General features: G+C 62.8%; 15 protein-coding genes. 8 read left to right on the top strand and 7 right to left on the bottom strand.

The window, feature by feature from the left end; genetic code table 11:
* Together VJ369_RS11955 and VJ369_RS11950 are read right to left on the bottom strand one after the other, a co-directional pair.
* Positions 1–378, bottom strand: a 378-nt coding sequence (locus VJ369_RS11955) for a hypothetical protein (protein ID WP_324092293.1), incomplete at its 3' end; no start/stop codon positions are given.
* A gap of 138 nt (positions 379–516) precedes the next feature.
* On the bottom strand, positions 517–903 hold the full coding sequence (locus tag VJ369_RS11950; protein WP_096254787.1) for a phage holin family protein: 387 nt from the start codon (positions 901–903) through the stop codon (positions 517–519).
* 81 nt (positions 904–984) lie between these two features.
* Between VJ369_RS11950 and VJ369_RS11945 the strand changes: the two genes are divergently transcribed.
* From VJ369_RS11945 to VJ369_RS11915, 7 genes are all read left to right on the top strand, one after another.
* The gene (locus VJ369_RS11945) at positions 985–2,100 is read left to right on the top strand and encodes a histidinol-phosphate transaminase (RefSeq protein ID WP_324092292.1); all 1,116 of its coding nucleotides are present in this window, start codon (positions 985–987) and stop codon (positions 2,098–2,100) included.
* A 121-nt stretch (positions 2,101–2,221) separates the two neighbouring features.
* Entirely contained in the window at positions 2,222–3,367 is a 1,146-nt protein-coding gene (gene pdhA / locus VJ369_RS11940) for a pyruvate dehydrogenase (acetyl-transferring) E1 component subunit alpha (RefSeq protein WP_324092291.1), read from the top strand.
* A 13-nt stretch (positions 3,368–3,380) separates the two neighbouring features.
* On the top strand, positions 3,381–4,346 hold the full coding sequence (locus tag VJ369_RS11935; protein WP_324092300.1) for an alpha-ketoacid dehydrogenase subunit beta: 966 nt from the start codon (positions 3,381–3,383) through the stop codon (positions 4,344–4,346).
* 23 nt (positions 4,347–4,369) lie between these two features.
* Positions 4,370–5,794: a dihydrolipoamide acetyltransferase family protein gene (locus VJ369_RS11930; protein ID WP_324092290.1), complete on the top strand. Its 1,425-nt coding sequence runs from the start codon at positions 4,370–4,372 to the stop codon at positions 5,792–5,794.
* Between the two features lie 100 nt (positions 5,795–5,894).
* The gene (locus VJ369_RS11925) at positions 5,895–6,506 is read left to right on the top strand and encodes a hypothetical protein (RefSeq protein WP_324092289.1); all 612 of its coding nucleotides are present in this window, start codon (positions 5,895–5,897) and stop codon (positions 6,504–6,506) included.
* Between the two features lie 42 nt (positions 6,507–6,548).
* Positions 6,549–7,355, top strand: a complete 807-nt coding sequence (locus tag VJ369_RS11920; protein ID WP_324092288.1) for a hypothetical protein — start codon at positions 6,549–6,551, stop codon at positions 7,353–7,355.
* Complete coding sequence (locus tag VJ369_RS11915; RefSeq protein ID WP_324092287.1) at positions 7,352–9,910, top strand: DUF5129 domain-containing protein; 2,559 nt, start codon at positions 7,352–7,354, stop codon at positions 9,908–9,910. Before VJ369_RS11920 ends, VJ369_RS11915 begins: the two co-directional genes overlap by 4 nt.
* 79 nt (positions 9,911–9,989) lie before the next feature.
* Here the strand turns inward: VJ369_RS11915 and VJ369_RS11910 are convergent, their stop codons facing one another.
* Positions 9,990–12,047, bottom strand: coding sequence for a S9 family peptidase (locus tag VJ369_RS11910; protein ID WP_324092286.1), 2,058 nt, complete (start codon positions 12,045–12,047; stop codon positions 9,990–9,992).
* Between the two features lie 187 nt (positions 12,048–12,234).
* Between VJ369_RS11910 and VJ369_RS11905 the strand changes: the two genes are divergently transcribed.
* Positions 12,235–13,002 (top strand): hypothetical protein, encoded by a 768-nt coding sequence (locus tag VJ369_RS11905; protein WP_324092285.1) that lies wholly within the window; start codon positions 12,235–12,237, stop codon positions 13,000–13,002.
* Positions 13,003–13,080: 78 nt separating this feature from the next.
* On the opposite strand, the gene VJ369_RS11900 is transcribed toward VJ369_RS11905, so the two are convergent.
* The 4 genes from VJ369_RS11900 to VJ369_RS11885 form a co-directional block, all read right to left on the bottom strand.
* The gene (locus tag VJ369_RS11900) at positions 13,081–14,583 is read right to left on the bottom strand and encodes an amino acid permease (RefSeq protein WP_324092284.1); all 1,503 of its coding nucleotides are present in this window, start codon (positions 14,581–14,583) and stop codon (positions 13,081–13,083) included.
* 15 nt (positions 14,584–14,598) lie between these two features.
* The gene (locus tag VJ369_RS11895) at positions 14,599–16,014 is read right to left on the bottom strand and encodes an aspartate ammonia-lyase (RefSeq protein ID WP_324092283.1); all 1,416 of its coding nucleotides are present in this window, start codon (positions 16,012–16,014) and stop codon (positions 14,599–14,601) included.
* A 74-nt stretch (positions 16,015–16,088) separates the two neighbouring features.
* Positions 16,089–17,087: an asparaginase gene (locus tag VJ369_RS11890; RefSeq protein ID WP_324092282.1), complete on the bottom strand. Its 999-nt coding sequence runs from the start codon at positions 17,085–17,087 to the stop codon at positions 16,089–16,091.
* The gene (locus tag VJ369_RS11885) at positions 17,084–17,788 is read right to left on the bottom strand and encodes a FadR/GntR family transcriptional regulator (RefSeq protein WP_324092299.1); all 705 of its coding nucleotides are present in this window, start codon (positions 17,786–17,788) and stop codon (positions 17,084–17,086) included. The genes VJ369_RS11890 and VJ369_RS11885 overlap by 4 nt, the downstream gene beginning before the upstream one ends.
* Positions 17,789–18,080 lie beyond the last annotated feature (292 nt).

Raw genomic sequence — 18,080 nt, 5'->3', positions numbered from 1 at the left:
GGCGGGGGTTTGGAAGCTTGCTTTACCCGGGCAGCGGCGCGGCGCGCGGCTGGTGTCCGGGGGTGTGGTGCGCAGTGTGTCGAGTTCTGTTTCGTCCAGGGTGTGGGCGTTGGTGGCGGCGAGCCGGTCGGCGCCGGTGACTCGGAGGCGGGCTGCTTCGTCTTCGAGGTGCTGGCCGGTGGTGGCTAGTTCCAGGGCGAGGCGGGGATCGGTAGTGTCTGCCAGGTGCAGGCGCAGGAAGGTGAATAGCTTGGTGCCGGTGGTGGCTAGTTTGCGCAGGGTTTCACCGGTGAGGTTTTCTGGCTCACCGGTGGCTGCGGTGAGCTCGGTGAGCGTCGTGTGCAGTTCGGTGAGGGTGGCCCCGGCGGTGGTGTTCATGAGTTGAGTATGAACGGGATACTGCGCCGTGGCTGGTGAATTTGAAAGTTGTGGAAAACTCAGCCAGCTGAATAGTTCCGGTGCCCGTTGGACGATGAACTATTTCATCGTCCAACGGGCACCGGTGTCACGCAGGTGCTAGCGTTTTTCCTTACCTACAAATACGCCGAGGACCGCGGAAATGATCGAGATGATGATGGTGCCCGCGATTGCGTCCCACCAGAATTTATCGATGCTTAGTCCGACCGGGGTGAATTGTGTCAGCCAGCTGGTGAGCAGCAGCATCAAGGCGTTGACGATCACGGTGAACAAGCCCAAGGTCAGGCAGGTGATGGGCAACGTGAAGAACGCGACGATCGGACGCACTAAGGCGTTGATCAGACCGAAGATCAGACCAATGATCAAGTAGGCAATGACGGAGCCCATCAGGTCATCGCTCATCGCCGAGATATGAAGGCCGGGGACAACCCACACGGCCGCGGCAAGCGCGAGGGCGTTGATAATGACTCGAATCAAAAAACTCATAAGCCAATTTTGGCATAGAAGACTGGATGATCGGTGGAAAAGGAATCTGCCGATTGCGCCGCCGGGCACTAGGCTTGAGCTATGAGTGAGAACCCTGTAATCCAAGACCTGGTGCAACCTCGTTCCATCGTTGCGCGCTTGCCCAAGTACGCCGCCGGCAAACCACCGGTAGTGGTCGAAGGGCTTGAACCGTTCAAGCTTTCGTCGAATGAGATTCCTTTTGGCCCAATTGATGAGGTGCGTCAGGCGGTCTTGGCGCAGGATGCGCTGAACCGCTACCCGGATAGCCTGTCGACGAAGCTGCGGACGAGCCTGAGCGAGTACCTCGACGTGCCTGCCGCAGATATCGTCACCGGTGCCGGTTCGCTTGGTGCGCTGACTCAGATTCTGACTACCTTCGCGGGGCAGAACGAGGATGGAATTCAGGATGAGGTCATCTACGCGTGGCGCTCATTTGAGGCTTACCCGATCTTGGTGCAAAGTGCCGGGGCGTTGCCGGTAGAAATTCCGGTCTTGCCCGATGGGCGTCACGACCTGGAATCGATGATCGCAGCCGTTAACGAAAACACCTCGGTAATTTTGTTATGCACTCCGAATAATCCCACCGGTCCCATCCTGACGCAGGCCGAGGTTGATGACTTCATCGCCCGCGTGCCACGTAACGTGTTGATCGTCTTAGATGAGGCCTACATCGAGTTTGTCCGTGATGAGCATTCAGTGAACGGTGTCAACACCTACCGCGAGAACCCAAACGTGGTGTTGTTGCGCACGTTCTCTAAGGCGCACGGCTTGGCTAATCTTCGCATCGGCTACAGCGTTGCGCACCCGGAGATCACCGAAAATATTCGCGTGGTGGCGACCCCGTTTGCTGTTTCTTCGGTAGCCGAAGATGCCGCCGTTGCCTCGCTGGCAAACATCGATAAGGTGTTTGAACGCGTGGAGATTTTAGTTCAGGAACGTGATCGTGTGGTGGCGGCTTTGCGAGCGCTGGGTTGGGTATTCCCGCAAACGCAGGCGAACTTCATCTGGTTGCCGTTGGGTGAAAACACCCAAGAGTTCGTGCAGCGTGCCCAGAAGCGGGCGTTGTCGGTTCGCGGGTTCGGCTCCGAGGGTGTGCGCATTTCGATCGCGGAGGTTGAAGCGAATGATCGTTTCATCGAATTGTGCAAGAATTCTGAGGATTTAAAGCTCGGCTGACGTGCTTCTAATTCTCGCGTTTTAGAGGCCGAAAGATATAGGCTGTTTAGTAGTTAAGCCGCTATATGTCCCATAGGGAATGTATTCCTTGAGGGGCATATGAATGATTGAAGGATGTTTTATGTCGCGTGCCGCGAATGAGGCGACGGACCAGGGTCTAGTGCAGATTCTGACTCCGGAAGGCCAGCGTCTTCCCAACCAAATGTACGATGCGTATTTGGGTGACGTTGACGACGACATGTTGCGTGGTTTTTACCGCGATATGGCGTTGACTCGCCGATTCGACCAAGAGGCTACTGCCCTGCAGCGCCAAGGGCAGCTATGCCTCTGGGTTCCCTTGCGTGGGCAGGAAGCGGCGCAGATCGGTTCGGGGCGGGCCACCCGTCCCAGCGACTACATCTTCCCGACCTACCGTGAACACGGTGTGGCACTGACCCGCAACGTCTCCTTCTCCGAGATGCTGCGGCTCTTCCGTGGAATCTCCGGTGGCGGCTGGGACCCGCGGGAAAATAACTTCCACATGTACACGATGGTGCTCGCGGCGCAGATGCCTCACGCATCGGGCTATGGAATGGCGATCAACCTCGACCAGCATGGCTGGGATGAGGCTAAACGTGCCGCCGAAGGCGACGCGGTGGTGGCCTACTTCGGCGACGGTTCCTCCACCGAGGGTGAAACCCACGAAGCGATGGTTTTTGCGAACTCCTTTAACGCTCCGGTGGTGTTCTTCTGCCAGAACAACCAGTGGGCCATCTCGGTGCCATTCGACGTGCAGTCCAAGGTGGACTTGGTTCACCGCGCGGCCGGTTACGGCATGCCGGGCATCCAGGTGGACGGTAACGACGTGCTCGCGGTGCTGGCAGCAACTCGCTGGGCGCTGGAACATGCACGCAGCGGCAAGGGGCCGGTACTCATTGAGGCGATGACCTACCGCTTGGGTGCACATACCACCGCAGATGATCCAACCAAGTACCGAATGAGCGAAGACGAGCTCGCCTGGGCTCCGAAGGATCCGCTGATCCGGTTGGAAACGTACCTGCGTGAAAACAAGATTGCTGACGAAGCATTCTTTGCGCAGCTGGCTGCCGACGGCGATGAAATGGCCGCAAAGGTTCGCAAGGACGCCATGGCTTTCCCTGTCCCGCCGCTGGCCAAATCCTTCGAGCAGGTGTACGCCGAGGCGCACCCGCTGATTCAGGAGGAGCTGGCTTGGCATTTGGAATACGAGGCCGGGTTTGCGGACGAATCAGGCGCGGGGGAGAAGTAAATTGACGACAACTATGACGCTTGCCAAGGCCATCACCAACGGCCTGGACAAGATACTGCAATCCAATGACCGTGCGATCCTCATGGGTGAAGATATTGGCCGCCTCGGTGGCGTATACCGCATCACCGACGGGCTGATCGACAAATATGGCGCACACCGGGTGATCGACTCCCCGCTGGGTGAGGCCGGGATCGTCGGCGGCGCGGTAGGTATGGCGCTGCGCGGGATCAGCCCACTGGTAGAAATCCAGTTTGATGGTTTTGTGTTCCCCGCCTTCAGCCAGATCACCACGCAGCTGGCCAAGATGCATGCGCGTTCCGAGGGCCGGCTAACGGTTCCGGTGGTCATCCGCATCCCTTATGGCGGCGGCATCGGGTCGATCGAACATCACTCCGAATCTCCTGAGGCGCTCTTTGTGCACACCGCCGGGCTGCGCGTGATCACCCCGTCGAATGCGCACGACGCGTACTGGATGATCCAGCAGGCCGCGGCCTGCCAGGACCCGGTGATCTATCTGGAACCCAAGCGCCGCTACTGGCTCAAGGGCGAGGTGGATACCGAAACTCCGGCGCTGGACGCGTTCAAGGCGCAGGTAGTGCGTCCCGGCGATGACGCGACCATCGTGGCCTACGGCCCGCTGGTGCCGATCGCACTCGCGGCGGCAGAGGCAGCGCGGGAAGACGGGCGCTCGGTGGAAGTCATCGACCTGCGTTCGCTCTCGCCGATTGACTTTGACACCATCACCGAGTCGGTGCAGAAGACCGGACGGCTGATCGTGACCCATGAGGCACCGACCTTTGGCGGGATCGGCGGGGAGATCGCCGCGCGGATCACCGAACGCGCGTTCCTCTCCTTGGAAGCGCCGGTGCTGCGTGTGGGCGGATTCCATATGCCGTACCCGATCTCTAAGGTCGAATCCCAGTACCTGCCGGACATCGACAAGCTACTCGAAGCCCTCGACCGGTCCTTCGCCTACTAAGCGACGGATTCAAGGAGAAAAACATGACTGTCTTTAATCTTCCCGATGTGGGCGAGGGGCTGACCGAAGCCGATATCGCTTCATGGAAGGTCCAGGTGGGCGACACCGTTGAGGTCAACCAGATCTTTGTCGAAATTGAAACCGCGAAGTCGCTCGTAGAGCTGCCGTGCCCTTTCGCCGGGGTGGTCACCGAACTGCATGCCGCCGAAGGGGAGACCGTGCTGGTGGACCAGCCGCTGATCACCATCAACGAGGAGGGCGACCCGGTGCTTCCCACCGGCGTGCCCGAACCGGTGCAGGTCGCCAACACGGAAACTCCGAACCATAGCGAGGAGCCGGGCCCATTGGTTGGTTCCGGCCCGGCAGCGGATTCGGCGGTGCGCCGAGCCCGGACCAGCCGCCCGGCCCCGTCCACGGGTGACGAACGGACCAGCGCGGCGAACAAGGCTGGCGCGGGTGCCGCCGGTCTGGCGGATACTATTTCACGCCGCGCCCAGGGACTGGGACAGGCGGTGGCCCGCGAAGTGGACCGCCGCAAGCCTGCGATGGCGAACTTCATGGACCGGGTGCTGGCTAAACCGCCGGTGCGCCGCTTGGCCAAAGACCTCGGCGTGGATATCAACGAGGTGATCGGCACCGGCGTACAAGGCGAGGTGACCCGCGAAGACGTCAACAGCTACCAGGGGCAGCGCGAAGCCGAACGTGATGCGGCCCCGACCTACTGGGGCCATGGCGCCGCCGGTGGCGCACTGATCGAACGTTCGCAGGTCCGCGGGGTCCGCAAGGCCACTGCGAAGGCGATGGTGCAGTCGGCATTCAGTGCCCCGCACGTGTCGATCTTCGTCGACGTGGATGCCAGCCGCACCATGGAGTATGTGGCCAGGCTGAAGAAGTCCCGCGATTTTGAGGGAATTAAGGTTTCCCCGCTGCTGGTTTTGGCGCGCGCGGTCATTTGGGCCGCGGCGCGTAACCCGTCGGTGAACGCCTCGTGGGTGGAGACCGAATCCGGCGCGGAGATCCACCAGAAGCACTTCATGAATTTGGGGATCGCGGCAGCCACCCCGCGCGGGTTGCTGGTGCCGAATATCAAGAACGCCCACACGCTGAATATGCGGGAACTTGCGATCGCGCTGAATGACCTGGCGATGACCGCCCGGGCCGGCAAGACCAGCCCGGAGGATATGCGCGAAGGCACGTTGAGCATCACCAATATCGGGGTGCTGGGCATTGACACCGGAACGCCGATCCTCAACCCCGGCGAGGTTGCGATCGTCGCCTTCGGCACGATCAAGCAGAAGCCATGGGTTCTCGACGGCGAGGTAGTGCCACGCTGGATCACCACGCTGGGCGGTTCCTTTGACCACCGGGTGGTGGACGGGGATCTGTCCGCACGGTTCATGGCCGATGTCGCCTCGATCATGGAAGAACCTGCATTATTGCTTGACTGAAACCACGGAAAAACCCGTCCGGTGGGTGCCCGCAAGGCATCCACCCGACGGGTTTTTCACTCCCGGTTACTCAAAGTATTGTTGATATACTCGCAGGACTATGATTCGACCGCTTGTTTCAGCCACTGCCGCGCTAGTGCTGACGTTTTTCATATTGCCGATGAGCGCGCACGTGGCGCAGCCGGCGCCGGTGTATCCCACCACCGAGTCCAGCGCCCCGGCTCAAGACAGCGAGCCGGTGCTGATCCCGCTGATCAGCGCGCACGAAGAGAACTTCTATCTGGCGGTCAGCGAGGCGGCCCAGGATTCGGTTGATCAGCAGGCGATCGTTGACCAGGTGCGCGAATCGATGGGCGCAACCCACGCAAAGATCCTGGTGGGAGTGGATAAAAAACCCAATAAGCTCAAGGGTGCTGCGCAGCTAGTGCGCGGCCTGCTGCTCTTTGGCGACGGTGATGCGCTCAGCGATGACTGGTTGGAGCACGGGAAAGAACGCGGGTACGTCGGTAAAGGGTGGATCGTGGTGGGGGTGATGCTTCCCGAACTCGCCGGTGCACCCACCGAAGTTTTTGTGGATCCGGGCCGAGATGTCAGGCCCAAGGCCGAGGGTGCGACCGAGCGTATTCAACGCGCGGGCCAGCAATATTTTGATTCCCAAAACTACACCCAGGCAATCATCGAGGTGAGCAAGGCGAGTGCTGCGCAGCTGTAGGCGCCCAAAAAATCCATGTTCACCAGCTGGCAAGGGGCAGGCATGCTTGCACTGCTGGTGCTCGGCGTGGTGATCGCGGCCTTCATCGTGCACCGGCGCAAGGTGCGCGCCCAGGCTGCGGACCAGCGTGCCCAGCGTGGACAGCAGCTCGTCGAATTACTCCGCCATCGTGCCTTCCGGCTGCAGAAATTCCAGGCACCGCTGCCTGCCGGCGAGCCACCTGGGCGCAGCAGGCGGGCCAGCGAGTCCATCAACGCGGCGATACCAGTGCTGAACGAGCGCGCTGTACGGCTTGCGCAGAACTATCAGGACGGCGGCGCGCTGAGCGTCGAAGAGTTAGCGCGGATGGAAGCCTGCCTCGCCGATCAGGAGCTGCTGGTCGCCGCCACGAAGGCGCTCAATACGCTGCTTGAGGCAAAACGCGGGCAGAGCGCCGACTGGAAAGCCATCGTGCTCACGCACCGGGAACGGCTCGAAGACACCGCGCAATTCCTCAACCTGGACTCTGTGGGTCAGCTGGACTGCCTGCCGCATTTGCGGACCATGATTATCGAACACACCAACCGGTTGGACAAGATTCAAAACTGGGTGCAGGCCAGCGCGCCCCGTCAGCACAGCCCGGTGCAGTTCCTGGACGAGCTCTGGCAACTGCGTGCCGAACTGCAGCAAAACCATAGTGCCGCCCTCACCCAGGCGCGCGGGGCACGGGTAGAACTGATTGATTCTCTGCGCCGGCGAATGGATGCGGACGGCGCTCGGCAGGTATTTTCAGATCCTTTGACCACCGTGGACGCCGCGCTGGTGCGGGCTCACACGCTGACCGGTGAACACCTGCAGGAGAATTCATGAGCCGGCCCGGGTTCTACGATTCACGGGGCCGCAAGCTGCGCAGGCCACGATCCTGGGCCGCGCTCGGCGCGCTGCTGATGGCACTGATAACCACCTTCGTAGCCCTGCAGGGCTACCGGTCGATCCCCGAAGAGCCACGCTTTGAGGTGGACATCGTGGTCGAAGGGACACCGGACTGGAATATCAGCCAGGCCACGGTCGACGCGGCGCTGAGTGATCCGATCAAATCGCATCAGCCGCTGCGGCTCACGGTCACCGACCGGTACTTGAGCGGTGATGAGCTGCTGCGCGGACAGCTGCCCGCGCAGCAGGTGCTGCTCTCCACTCAGCTGGAGAATCTGGAGAGCCAGAATGGCAGCGTGCAGCGGCGGTTCACCGGGGCCGCGCTGGACTCGGATCTGGTGGCCGGCAGCGATGAATATACCGCGGCACGCTTTGAAATTAGTGGGGCTTTCCGAGACAATCTGGGCTTAGGCCACGGCCCGCAGGCGGTGGTGGCGGCCGCCGAGCGCGCCGCGATCGTGCTCTCTGCGCAAGGCGTACAAAACCCCGTCTACTGGTTTGGTGCGATTGGCCTCTGCGCGATGCTGACCGCCGCGCTGCTGTATGCTGCGCTGCGCTACCGCTCGCGGTGGGGGTCGCGGCATCGCCGGCTGACTGCTGCGCGACGCAAGCTGGCCCGGGTGCTGCTGGACCTTGAAGCCCTGGAGGCGACCTATGCTGCCGTACCAGCTGGCTCGCGTCCGGCGGGGTTCAGCAGAAACTGGGAGGAGCTGCAAAGCCTGTCCCTGCAGGCGGCGCGCAGTGAAGATCCGCTGGTCACCGCGCTGTTTACCAAAAAGGAGGCGGCCAGTGCGCACACCGGTGCCCAGCTCGCCGCCTTCGAAGCGAGCACCCGCACACTGACTCAGCTCGCCGACGCGTTGCTGGGAGCCGGGTCGGTGCATGCAAACCTTGCCGGGACCGGTTCCACCTTTGACCAATTGAGCCGGCCGATCAACGATGCGGCAACCGCTTTGCTGATTCGCCTTGAGCACGCCCCGGGAAAAATGATTTCCGGCAGCGACGTGCGCAGGCTGCGTGATGATCTGGGCGAATTGCTGCAGGCCTCGGCCCTGGAGACCGATAGTTCGCAGGCCGTTGAGCGCTGGCGCAAGGCCGAAATACAGCTGGCCGCACACGCCAAGGCGTTGGCCCGCAGCCTGCGCCGTTACCCGCGCGGGAAAATCCCCGCAGTGGCGCAGGTTCCCGCGGAGCATCTTCAGCTGCGCGAAAGTCTGGGCCTTAAAACCGCGGAGCAGTCCAGCGCCCTGTACCAGTTGAGTCTTGCCAACGCGCTGGTCCGCGCCACCTTGGGCGATACGCTCGCCTCCGATACCCGGAGGCAGCAGCCGGCGCCCGCTCTGCCTGCCGCCGGCAAAACTCCCGCCGGCCGCACAGCGCGTTCACCGGGCAGTGACGAACCTGCCCCGAGGCGCCGTGGGCTGCGCCTTGCCGGGGCCGTGGCGACGCTGCTTGCCGCGATGATCGCCGCCGGGCTGACGGTGGGCACCCTGACCGGCAAACCGGAGGTTCCGCGCGGCGGCAGCGGCCAGGGCGTCAGCTTCGAGGTTGATGATCCGGCCAAGCTGCTCGATGAAGACGAGGTCCGCCGTTATATGGACACCGATTTTCAGACCGGCACCAGCTTTACCCTGGCCGTACGCGATGCCGAAAGCTACCTGGATTTCCTTCCGCTTGAAGCGGGGCGAAGCTTCCACCAGGTGCGTCCGCGCAGTATCTTGGAAGCCAAATGGCGGCTGAAAAGCGAATTCAAGGACAAGGTTGATCCGCTTACCGGGGAGCTGCGTGAAGGCGAAGTGATCGTCCCGGTGCTGCTTGCCGACGATGAACGAACCGTCGTGCCGGGGGTGATCTCCGCGCAGCTGCAGCGCGGCGATTACGGGTGGGGGCAGCTGGCCGCCTGGGAGCACGGCTCGATCAGCGAGTCCAAGTACCTGGAGATGGAGGTGGCCGGGGCCTTGGATGACTACAACAACGCGTTAGCGCGCAACGGCTATGAGCCGGTCGATTTTTCTGGCACGGCGCTGTTCTGGATGCTCACGTTCCTGTTCTGCCTGACCGTGCTCAACCTGGTACTGGTGGTGCGTTACCTGCTGTCGACGGCTACCCGGCTGGGCCGGTTCGGGCGGGGCGCACGCAGCTTGGCACAGGCGAAGCGGCAGCTTGAAGCGCTGCTGCTCGGGTTGGAGGATTCGCAGATTAACGCGGTGGCGGTGCTCGGTGCAGATACTCACGGGCGCGCCGATGAGGCGGGGCAGCGGCTCTTCGAGCGCGCATTGGTGATGGCCTGGCATGAGGCGCAAGAACTAACCCAACTGCCCGTGGGCGAGCGGTGGGGCCAGCCCTTCGCGCGCAGGGTGGCGCACCTTGAGCGTTTGGTGGCGCGCCTGGGGGAACGCGATCAAGATGTCACTCGGCGTGCGAACGTTTTAGTGGCGGCCACCCGTGGGGCCGGCGGAGACGAACCGGCTTCGGTGCTGCTGCCCATCTAGTAGGCTTCCACGCAGGCGGCGGTCCCCATTGCCCCGCGTGCAGGGCAATGGGGACCGCCATCGGCGTTTAATCCGCTCTTCAGCCCAGCACCTCGGGCAGTTGACCCGGCTCGTTGCCCAATACGTGCTGCGAGAGGAACTCGAAGACCACCTGGTACCAGATCTTCGCGTGCTGCGGGCTGAGGATCCAATGGTTCTCGTCGGGGAAGTACAGGAACCGGTGATCGGTGGTGCCGTCCGGCGCCTGCGGCAGGCCCGAATCGGCCAGCAGCTGGTACCAGAGCTTGAGCCCCTCGCTGATTGGCACGCGGTAATCCTTATCCCCGTGGATGACCAGCATCGGGGTAATGATCTGCGCCACGTGGTGATGCGGGGAATTAGCCTGGATCATTTCCGGACTCATCTCCCGGGTCCAGTAGAACGAGGCATCGGTGGACTTGTCGAAACCATCCAGCGCCCACAGGCTCGCATGAGTCACGATTGCCTTGAAGCGGTCGGTATGCCCGGCGATCCAATTGGCCATATAACCGCCGAAGGATCCGCCCATGGCCGCGGTGCGGGTCTGATCGATGTCCGCGCGCGCCTCGGCGGCATCGGTGATCGCCAGCAGGTCCGTGTATGGTTCGCTACCCCACCGGCCCCAACCGCGTTGGATGAAATCTTGACCATAACCGGTGGACAGCGCCGGATCGGGCAAGAGCACCGCGTAGCCTTGCGCGACCGCGAGCCAAGGGCTCCAGCGCCAGCTCCAGGCGTTCCATGAACCCAGTGGTCCACCGTGGATCCAGAGCAAGAGTGGCGCCTTGCTGGCAGCGGATGCACCGTGCGGCAGCGCCAGCCAGGCGCGGACCGCCGCGCCATCGGCGGCGGTGGCGCTCACCTCGGTCAGCGTGCCGGGCAGTTCTGGCTGACCGGCGGGGGAGAGCAGCTTAGTCAGTGCGGCGTACTGACCCGACTCCAGCTCGCTGAGGTGGGTCAGTTCGAGGGACACCGGCTCGGCGGGGTACTGGTAGCTGGAGCGCAGTGCGTAGGCGGTGCGCGAATCCGGGCTGATCAGCACGTTGGTGTAGGCGCCATCCGCGGTGATCCGGGTGATCTTGTCGCTCTCAAGGTCGAGATGGAAGATTGGGCCGTGGCCGTTGTCATCGGCTGTCAGCAGCAGCGAGTTTCCGTTGGGGAACCAGGTGATGTCGTTGGTCCAGCGATCCCAGCCGACGGCGATCTGATGGGTTTCGCCGCTGGAGAGCTCCATGAGCCACAGGGTCATTGCTCCGGCACGCTGCGGGGTGGAGCGGGTCCATCGGGCGTAGATGAGTTTGCTGGAATCCGGGCTGATCTTGCCGACCGTGTATTCGTAGGTCTCATCGGGTGCGAGCAGCATTTCCTGCGCACCGCTGTGCAGATCTAAGCGCATCAGGCCGGTGGCAAGCGAGCCGCGGCCCTCCGGAACGAGCCATTCGGTGATCAAGAATTCGCCGTTGTCCGCGGCGGTGAAGCCGGTATCGGTCTGCTGCACGCCGCTGCTGGGGGTCAGATCCTTCAGCGCCGCGGATTCGGCATCCGCATCGTGTTCAAGGGCTGCGGTATAAAAGTGCGGGGTCTGCGGTCCGAGGTCCGCGTCCCAGTAGCGCACCGGGTAGCCGGTGTGGAGGATGGCGGAGATCTTTTTTGTTTTCCGCTCCTCCAGGATTTTCGCTTCGTGGTCCAGATCGCTGGCACGCGGCATACCCGCAGCGCAGACCAGCACGCGTTCGCTGTTATGGGCGAAGCAGGTTAGCGACCCGATCCCCGCCGGGTGGGTGAGGATCGATCGGGCTTCTCCTCCGGCGGAGGGCAAGCGCCAGGCTTCGGGTTTGGCGTCTTCCCCGCTGCCGCGTTTGGCGAGAAAAAAGAGGTCGCCGTCGGCGCCGAAGCTCGGCTGCGATTCGCCGTTTTCTCCGAAGGTCAGGCGCCGGGCAGGTGTTTTTCCCTGCGGGTCCAGCTGCCACAGGGCGGAGGAGTATTTTGTTTGGTCACTGCTGAGGGTGCTCAGCGTGGTGACAAGTTTGGTGCCGTCGGGGGATAGCGCCAGGCCAGCTACCCGCGGAAGGCCGATGTACTCGTCTAGATTGTGAAATGGTTGCTTGGCATATGTCATAGCTCACATCTTTCCACTAATGCGTGGCAGGCACTAGTGCGCCGGGCACCCCAGATTTAACGCAGCATCAGGCGAAATGCCGGATTTGCGGCCAAGATTTAATGCTGTCGATATTGGAATAGGACAACCGATGAGGGATCGTAGCTTAGAGAACGCTCATCACATGGCTCACGCTGAGGAGAGAAAAATGAAACAACGTCCGCACCGTCTTCGGCTGCTCTGCTTGACGGCTGCCTCGGCGCTGCTGTTTGCCGGATGTTCAACCGGCGATCCGGCAGCGGATTCCAGCGGCAAGGAGCAATCGCAGAGCCCGCAGGAGTCGGCCAGCTCGCCGGCATCGAGTACCGATGGCAGCGCAACTGCCGCAACTACCCAGCCGCCGGCCAGTGCGCAACCGCCGACGGATAGGCCGGCGGAGCTGACGGTGAACAAAGAAGTGATGGGCATCGGTTTTAAACTTCCCGAAGATTGGTCCGTGGCCGGTGATGACTGCCAGGGCGAATGCACCGAGTATGACAACTGGGAGGTGAAGGATCGGCGCGGGGAGCATGTGCTGACGCTGATCCCGAATACCGCCACCTCCCCGGATGGGGATCCGAATCTGTATGAACGCGAGGTGCTCAAGCAGGTACCGGTGCCGGGGCTGAAGACCCCGACCAGCCTGCTGGCAGAATTCTGGACCGGGACCAGCCAAGAAGATGGCGAGCAGGAGACAGGGTTCTCGCTGGCGTTGATCGATGACCAGGTGCTGGCCGATCGTACCGAAATGCCGGATCTTGAGTACTTCAAGATCGGCGATTCCCAGGCCCCGATGTTCTGGGTAGAAGACGAGTACATGGAGGATCAGGGGATCGGCGATGACCCCACCCGGGAAGGGGTGGACAAGTTCCTGGCCAGCGAGCAGTACCAAACCGTGGAGGCGATCCTGCTCAGCGTGCGCCATGCGGCAGGTTAACTCCGGCGCCGCAAGGAGATAAAAATATCCGGCGGGAGCCGTAGCTCCCGCCGGATAATCATGCGTAGTTTTCGGTGGCTATACGGAAGCCTTCTCATTGCCCGGGTCATCGGTGCGCTGCTGCTGCGCGGCGAGCCGCACATCGGCCAGCTCGTTGATCCGCTTCCGGCTGGCGTACCAGCCAAGAATCAGCAGCGGGATGATGATGGCCAGCGAGGCGATCGTCCAGGTGCCGACCGGATTATCGAAGGCCATCAGGATCAGCACCGCGGCCAGGAAGATCAGCGTCACCCAGCCGGAGACCGGAGCCAGCGGCATCCGGAAGCTTGGCCGGGCCAGGCTTCCGCGCCGTGCCGCCTTCACCAGCGCCATTTGGCACAACACGATCATGCCCCAGGAGGCGATGATGCCCACGGCGGCGAAGTTCAATACGATTTCAAAGGCTGCGGCCGGAACAAAGGCGTTGAGCACTACGCCGAGCACCGCCACGGCAGCGGTAATCAGGATGCCGCCGTAGGGGACCCCGGATTTGTTCATGCGCCCGGCGAAGCGCGGGGCCGAGCCGTTCAGCGACATCGAACGCATGATTCGCCCGGTGGAATACAACCCGGCGTTCAGCGAGGAGAGCGCGGCGGTGAGCACCACCAGGTTCATCACCACGTCCATGCCCTGGATGCCGATGGAGCCGAAGAAGGTTACGAACGGGGATTCGCCGGCCTTGTATGCGCTGTAGGGCAGCAATAGCGAGAGCAGAACCAGCGAGCCGACGTAGAATACGGCGATGCGGATGATCACGGTATTGATCGCCTTCGGCATGACCTTTTCGGGGTTTTCCGTCTCTCCAGCCGCGGTGCCGATCAGTTCGATCGACGCGTAGGAGAAGACCACACCCTGCATCAGCACCAGCACCGGCAGCAGCCCATTAGGCAGCAGTCCGCCATTCTCGGAGAGGATGCTGAAGCCCACCTCGTGGCCGTCGATCGGGGTGCCGAAGATGACAAAGTAGCAGCCGACGATCAAGAAGCCCACCAGCGCAACTACCTTGATCAGCGCAAACCAGAACTCCATCTCGCCGAAGGCCTTGACCGAGACCAGGTTCATGCCCAGCACCAGCGCCAGCGCCGCGAGCGCCCAGAGCCACTGCGGAACGCTGCCGATCCACGCCACATACTTACCGAAGAACGCCATGTAGAGCGCCACCGCGGTGATGTCCACGATCGAGGTCATCACCCAGTTCAGCCAGTACAGCCAGCCGGTGGCGAAGGCGGCCTTCTCGCCGTAGAATTCCCGGGCGTAGGAGACGAACGAGCCCGAGGACGGGCGGTGCATGACCAGTTCGCCCAGGGCGCGCAAGATCAGGAATGCGAAAAATCCGCAGACCGCGTAGCTGATGACGATGCCTGGGCCGGCCGCCGCCAGACGCCCGCCGGCGCCCATGAACAGGCCCGTGCCGATGGCGCCGCCAATGGCGATCATCTGCATTTGGCGGGAGGAAAGTCCCTTGTGGTAGTCCCCGTCGCCGGCGGTCAGGCCGGCATCCGGGACGTGCGCAGCGGTAGCGCGGGTGGTGGAATGCTCCATCGTAGTCCTTAACAGTTAGTCGGAGAGATTTGCCAGGCGCTCTGGCTTGAGCAGTTCGTTGAGATCTTGTGCGGACAGCAGGCCGCGTTCGAGTACTAGTTCGGCCACGCCGCGACCGGAATGCAGCGCTTCGAGCGCGATCGAGGTGGAAGCGGCGTAACCGAGCCGTGGATTCAGCGCAGTGACCAGCCCGATGGAGTTCTCCACCTCGCGGCGCAACGCGTCCTCATCGACGGTGATGCCGTCGATGCACCGGGCAGCCAGGGTGAGGCAGCCGTTGGTCAGGTGCTTGAGCGAGAGCCCGATGGAATGCGCGATCACCGGCTCAAAGGCGTTCAGCTGCAGCTGGCCACCCTCGGCGGCCATGGTCACCGTCATGTCATAACCGACCACCTGGTAGGCGATCTGGTTCACGACCTCCGGGATCACCGGGTTGACCTTGCCGGGCATGATCGAGGATCCGGACTGCACGGCAGGCAGCTGCAGGTCGTTGAGTCCCGCGCGCGGGCCCGAGGAGAGCAGACGCAGATCGTTGCAGATCTTCGAGATTTTCAGCGCCACACGCTTGAGCACCCCCGAAAGGTGCACAAAGGCCCCCACATCGCTGGTCGCCTCGATCAGGTCTTCGCTGGTTTTCAGCGGCAGGCCGGTCAATTCTGCGAGGTGGCCGCGGGCCGATTCGGCGTAGCCGGCCGGGGCGTTCAGCCCGGTGCCGATGGCGGTGGCGCCCAGGTTGATCTCGGTGACCAGGGACAGCGACTCGGCCAAGCGGTCGCGGTCCTCGCGCAGGGTGACCGCCCAGCCGCCGAATTCCTGGCCGACGGTCATCGGCACCGCGTCCTGCAGCTGGGTGCGGCCCATTTTGACCACGCTGCGGAATTCCTTGGCCTTGGCCAGGCAGGAGTTCTCCAGCACCGCCATGGCGGCTAGCAGCGGCTGGGTGGCGAAGTGCGTGGCGATGTTCACCGCGGTGGGGTAGGCGTCGTTGGTGGACTGCGAAAGGTTTACATGGTCGTTGGGGTGCAAAAACGAGTATTCGCCCTTGGCGTGCCCCATGATTTCCAGCGCGAGGTTGGCGATGACCTCGTTGGCGTTCATATTGGTGCTGGTGCCCGCGCCGCCCTGGATCGGGTCGATGATGAACTGGTCGTGCAGCGAGCCATTGGCGATCGCCTCGCAGGCCTGGTCGATGGCCCGCGCCCGGGCGTCGTCAAGCAAGCCCAGCTCATGGTTGGCGCGCGCCGCCGCCTGCTTGACCCGGGCCAGCGCGGTGATCAGGTGCGGGTTGCCGGACAGGGAAGTCCCGGTGATGTCAAAATTTTCCTTGGCGCGCAGCGAATGCACCCCCCAATAGGCTTCAACCGGGATTTCACGGTCGCCGATGAGGTCGTGTTCGCTGCGGGTTACGGGAGCCTGAAGGGTTTCAGACATGTCTGCTCACTCCTGATTTTTGGGCGCACTGAGCGCACCCTAGGTGGTTGATGATGCTAAATTTTGCCGGTGTTTTAGAGCGCTTGGAGCTGCCCGACGACTTCTCCGCCGCCAAGCAGGTCGGTGGAAGCGAGGCCGCGTAACTGGTGTTGGGCTTCGCCGTCCAGGCGTTCGGCCAGTAGTTTCACGGTGATCGGCATGCGGGCCCGATCTGAACCGTCGGAAATCTTCACCGCCAGCGAAGACCCATCGGCGAGGCCGACCGCTTGGATGCCTTCGAAGCCGTCCTTGGCCACGGAGCCGTGAAGTGCGCGCATCAGCGCGGTGACGTCGCGTCCCTCGCCGGCCACCAGTTCCGGGTGGGTGCGCATGGCGTGTGCGACCCGGCCTTCTGCGGTGTTCTTGGCGGCGCCGGACAGCTTGGCAAAACCGCGGGCCAACGCGGCCAAGGTCAACGGGTAGACCTCGGTGCCGCAGCCATCGGTGCTGGAGCGCAGGATTTTTTCCTCCGTCAGCTCTTCAACTACCGCGCGCAGGGTGGCTGCCAGCGGGTGATCGGCGGCGAGGTAGTTCTGGGTATCCCAGCCGTTGTGCTTGCACATGGCCAGCAGCGCGGCGTGCTTGCCCGAGCAGTTCTGCGCCAGCTGGGTAGCGGTGCCGCCCTGGGCCAGCCAGGCGGCGCGTTCTTCCACGCCGTAGGGCAGGTCGGTGGAGTTGCCCAAATCTGCGGCGGATAGTCCGGCAGTCTGCAGCGTGGATTCGGCGACCTGCTGGTGGCGCGGGGAGCCCGAGTGGCTGGCGGACGCCAAGGCGATCTGCTCGTCGGTGAGCTCCAGACCGGAGCGGAGGATCGCGACGGCGAACAGCGGCTTGAGCGCGGAGCGCGGGTAGAAGCGTGCCTGCTGATCGCCCAGGGTCATCAACGGCTGTCCGTCGGGGTCAAGCAAGACCGCTGACCCATAATGGATCGACTCCAGGACGTTTCCGCGGCTGGCGGCGACCAGCGGAATGTGGGCAGGCAGCGCCGCTGCCGTGGAGGGGTGCGCCACAGATGTTGCTGGCGAGGGATTCACTTGGTGCTCCTGACGATGGTGGATACTGCGTGCTGCACTGCGCTCAGGTGATCGGCCATGGCTTGGCCGGCGGCCTCGGGCTGGCCGGCTCGGATGGCCTCGACGATGGCACGGTGCTCGGAATTTGAGGGGGAGCGGCGGCCGGTGACCAGGTTGACGGTTTCTGACTGGCGGGCCATCGCGTCGCGGATGTCGCCCACGACGCGGTCAAAAACGGAGTTGCCGCTGGCCCGGGCTATGGCCGCATGGAAGGCGGCGTCCAGCTGCACCCAAGCTTCGGAGCCGTCTTCTGCTTCCATGTCTTCGATGAGTCCGGTCAGTCGTTCCAGATCTTCGCTGGTACGCCGGGTAGCGGCCAGCTCGGCGGCCGGGATTTCAATATGCGGGCGGGCCTCGTAGAGGTCGGCCGAGGAGAACGTGCCAAGCACCAGATCGCGGGTGGGCCGGTGGGCGATGACAAAGGTTCCACGCCCGGTTTCGGTGCGGGTCAGCCCTAAAGCAGCGCAGGAACGCAGCGCTTCGCGAACTACCGAGCGGCTGACCCCATAGGTTGCGGCGAGGGTAGCTTCGGAGCCGAGTTTGGCCCCCAGCGGGATCTCTTGGGCCTCGATGGCGGTGCGCAGGGTATTAAACACGGCCTCGGAGGCGCTGGTCCGAGCGATCGGCTGCTGTCCGGCTGTCCAGCTGTCTGACAGGTTCATGATTACCAGTGTGCGGGTGTGATGCACCCAACGTCAAGTCCTTGCTTCTGCGGATGCGAATGCTCTAGTCAGCACGCCGGCTCAATTCCCGCTCCGGCAAGCCGAGCCGGCGATCGCGGAAGGGCGGTCGGCTGTTGGTGCGCATCAAAAACGCAAGCTGCGCGTTGGTTCGTACGTAGCTTCCAGTAGATCGAGCATGCGTAATAGTTCCAGGTTTGAGCCGATTGTGAAATTAATTGACGCGTCATTCATAATTTTTGAATAAAGCGATAGAGTGAAAATGTTGCGTCAC

The sequence above is a fragment of the Glutamicibacter sp. genome (genome assembly GCF_035257265.1).
In the GTDB taxonomy this organism is placed as follows: Bacteria; Actinomycetota; Actinomycetes; order Actinomycetales; family Micrococcaceae; genus Glutamicibacter.
The sequence above is the reverse complement of the archived record's forward strand: the minus strand, read 5'-3'. Positions and strand labels throughout refer to the sequence as shown.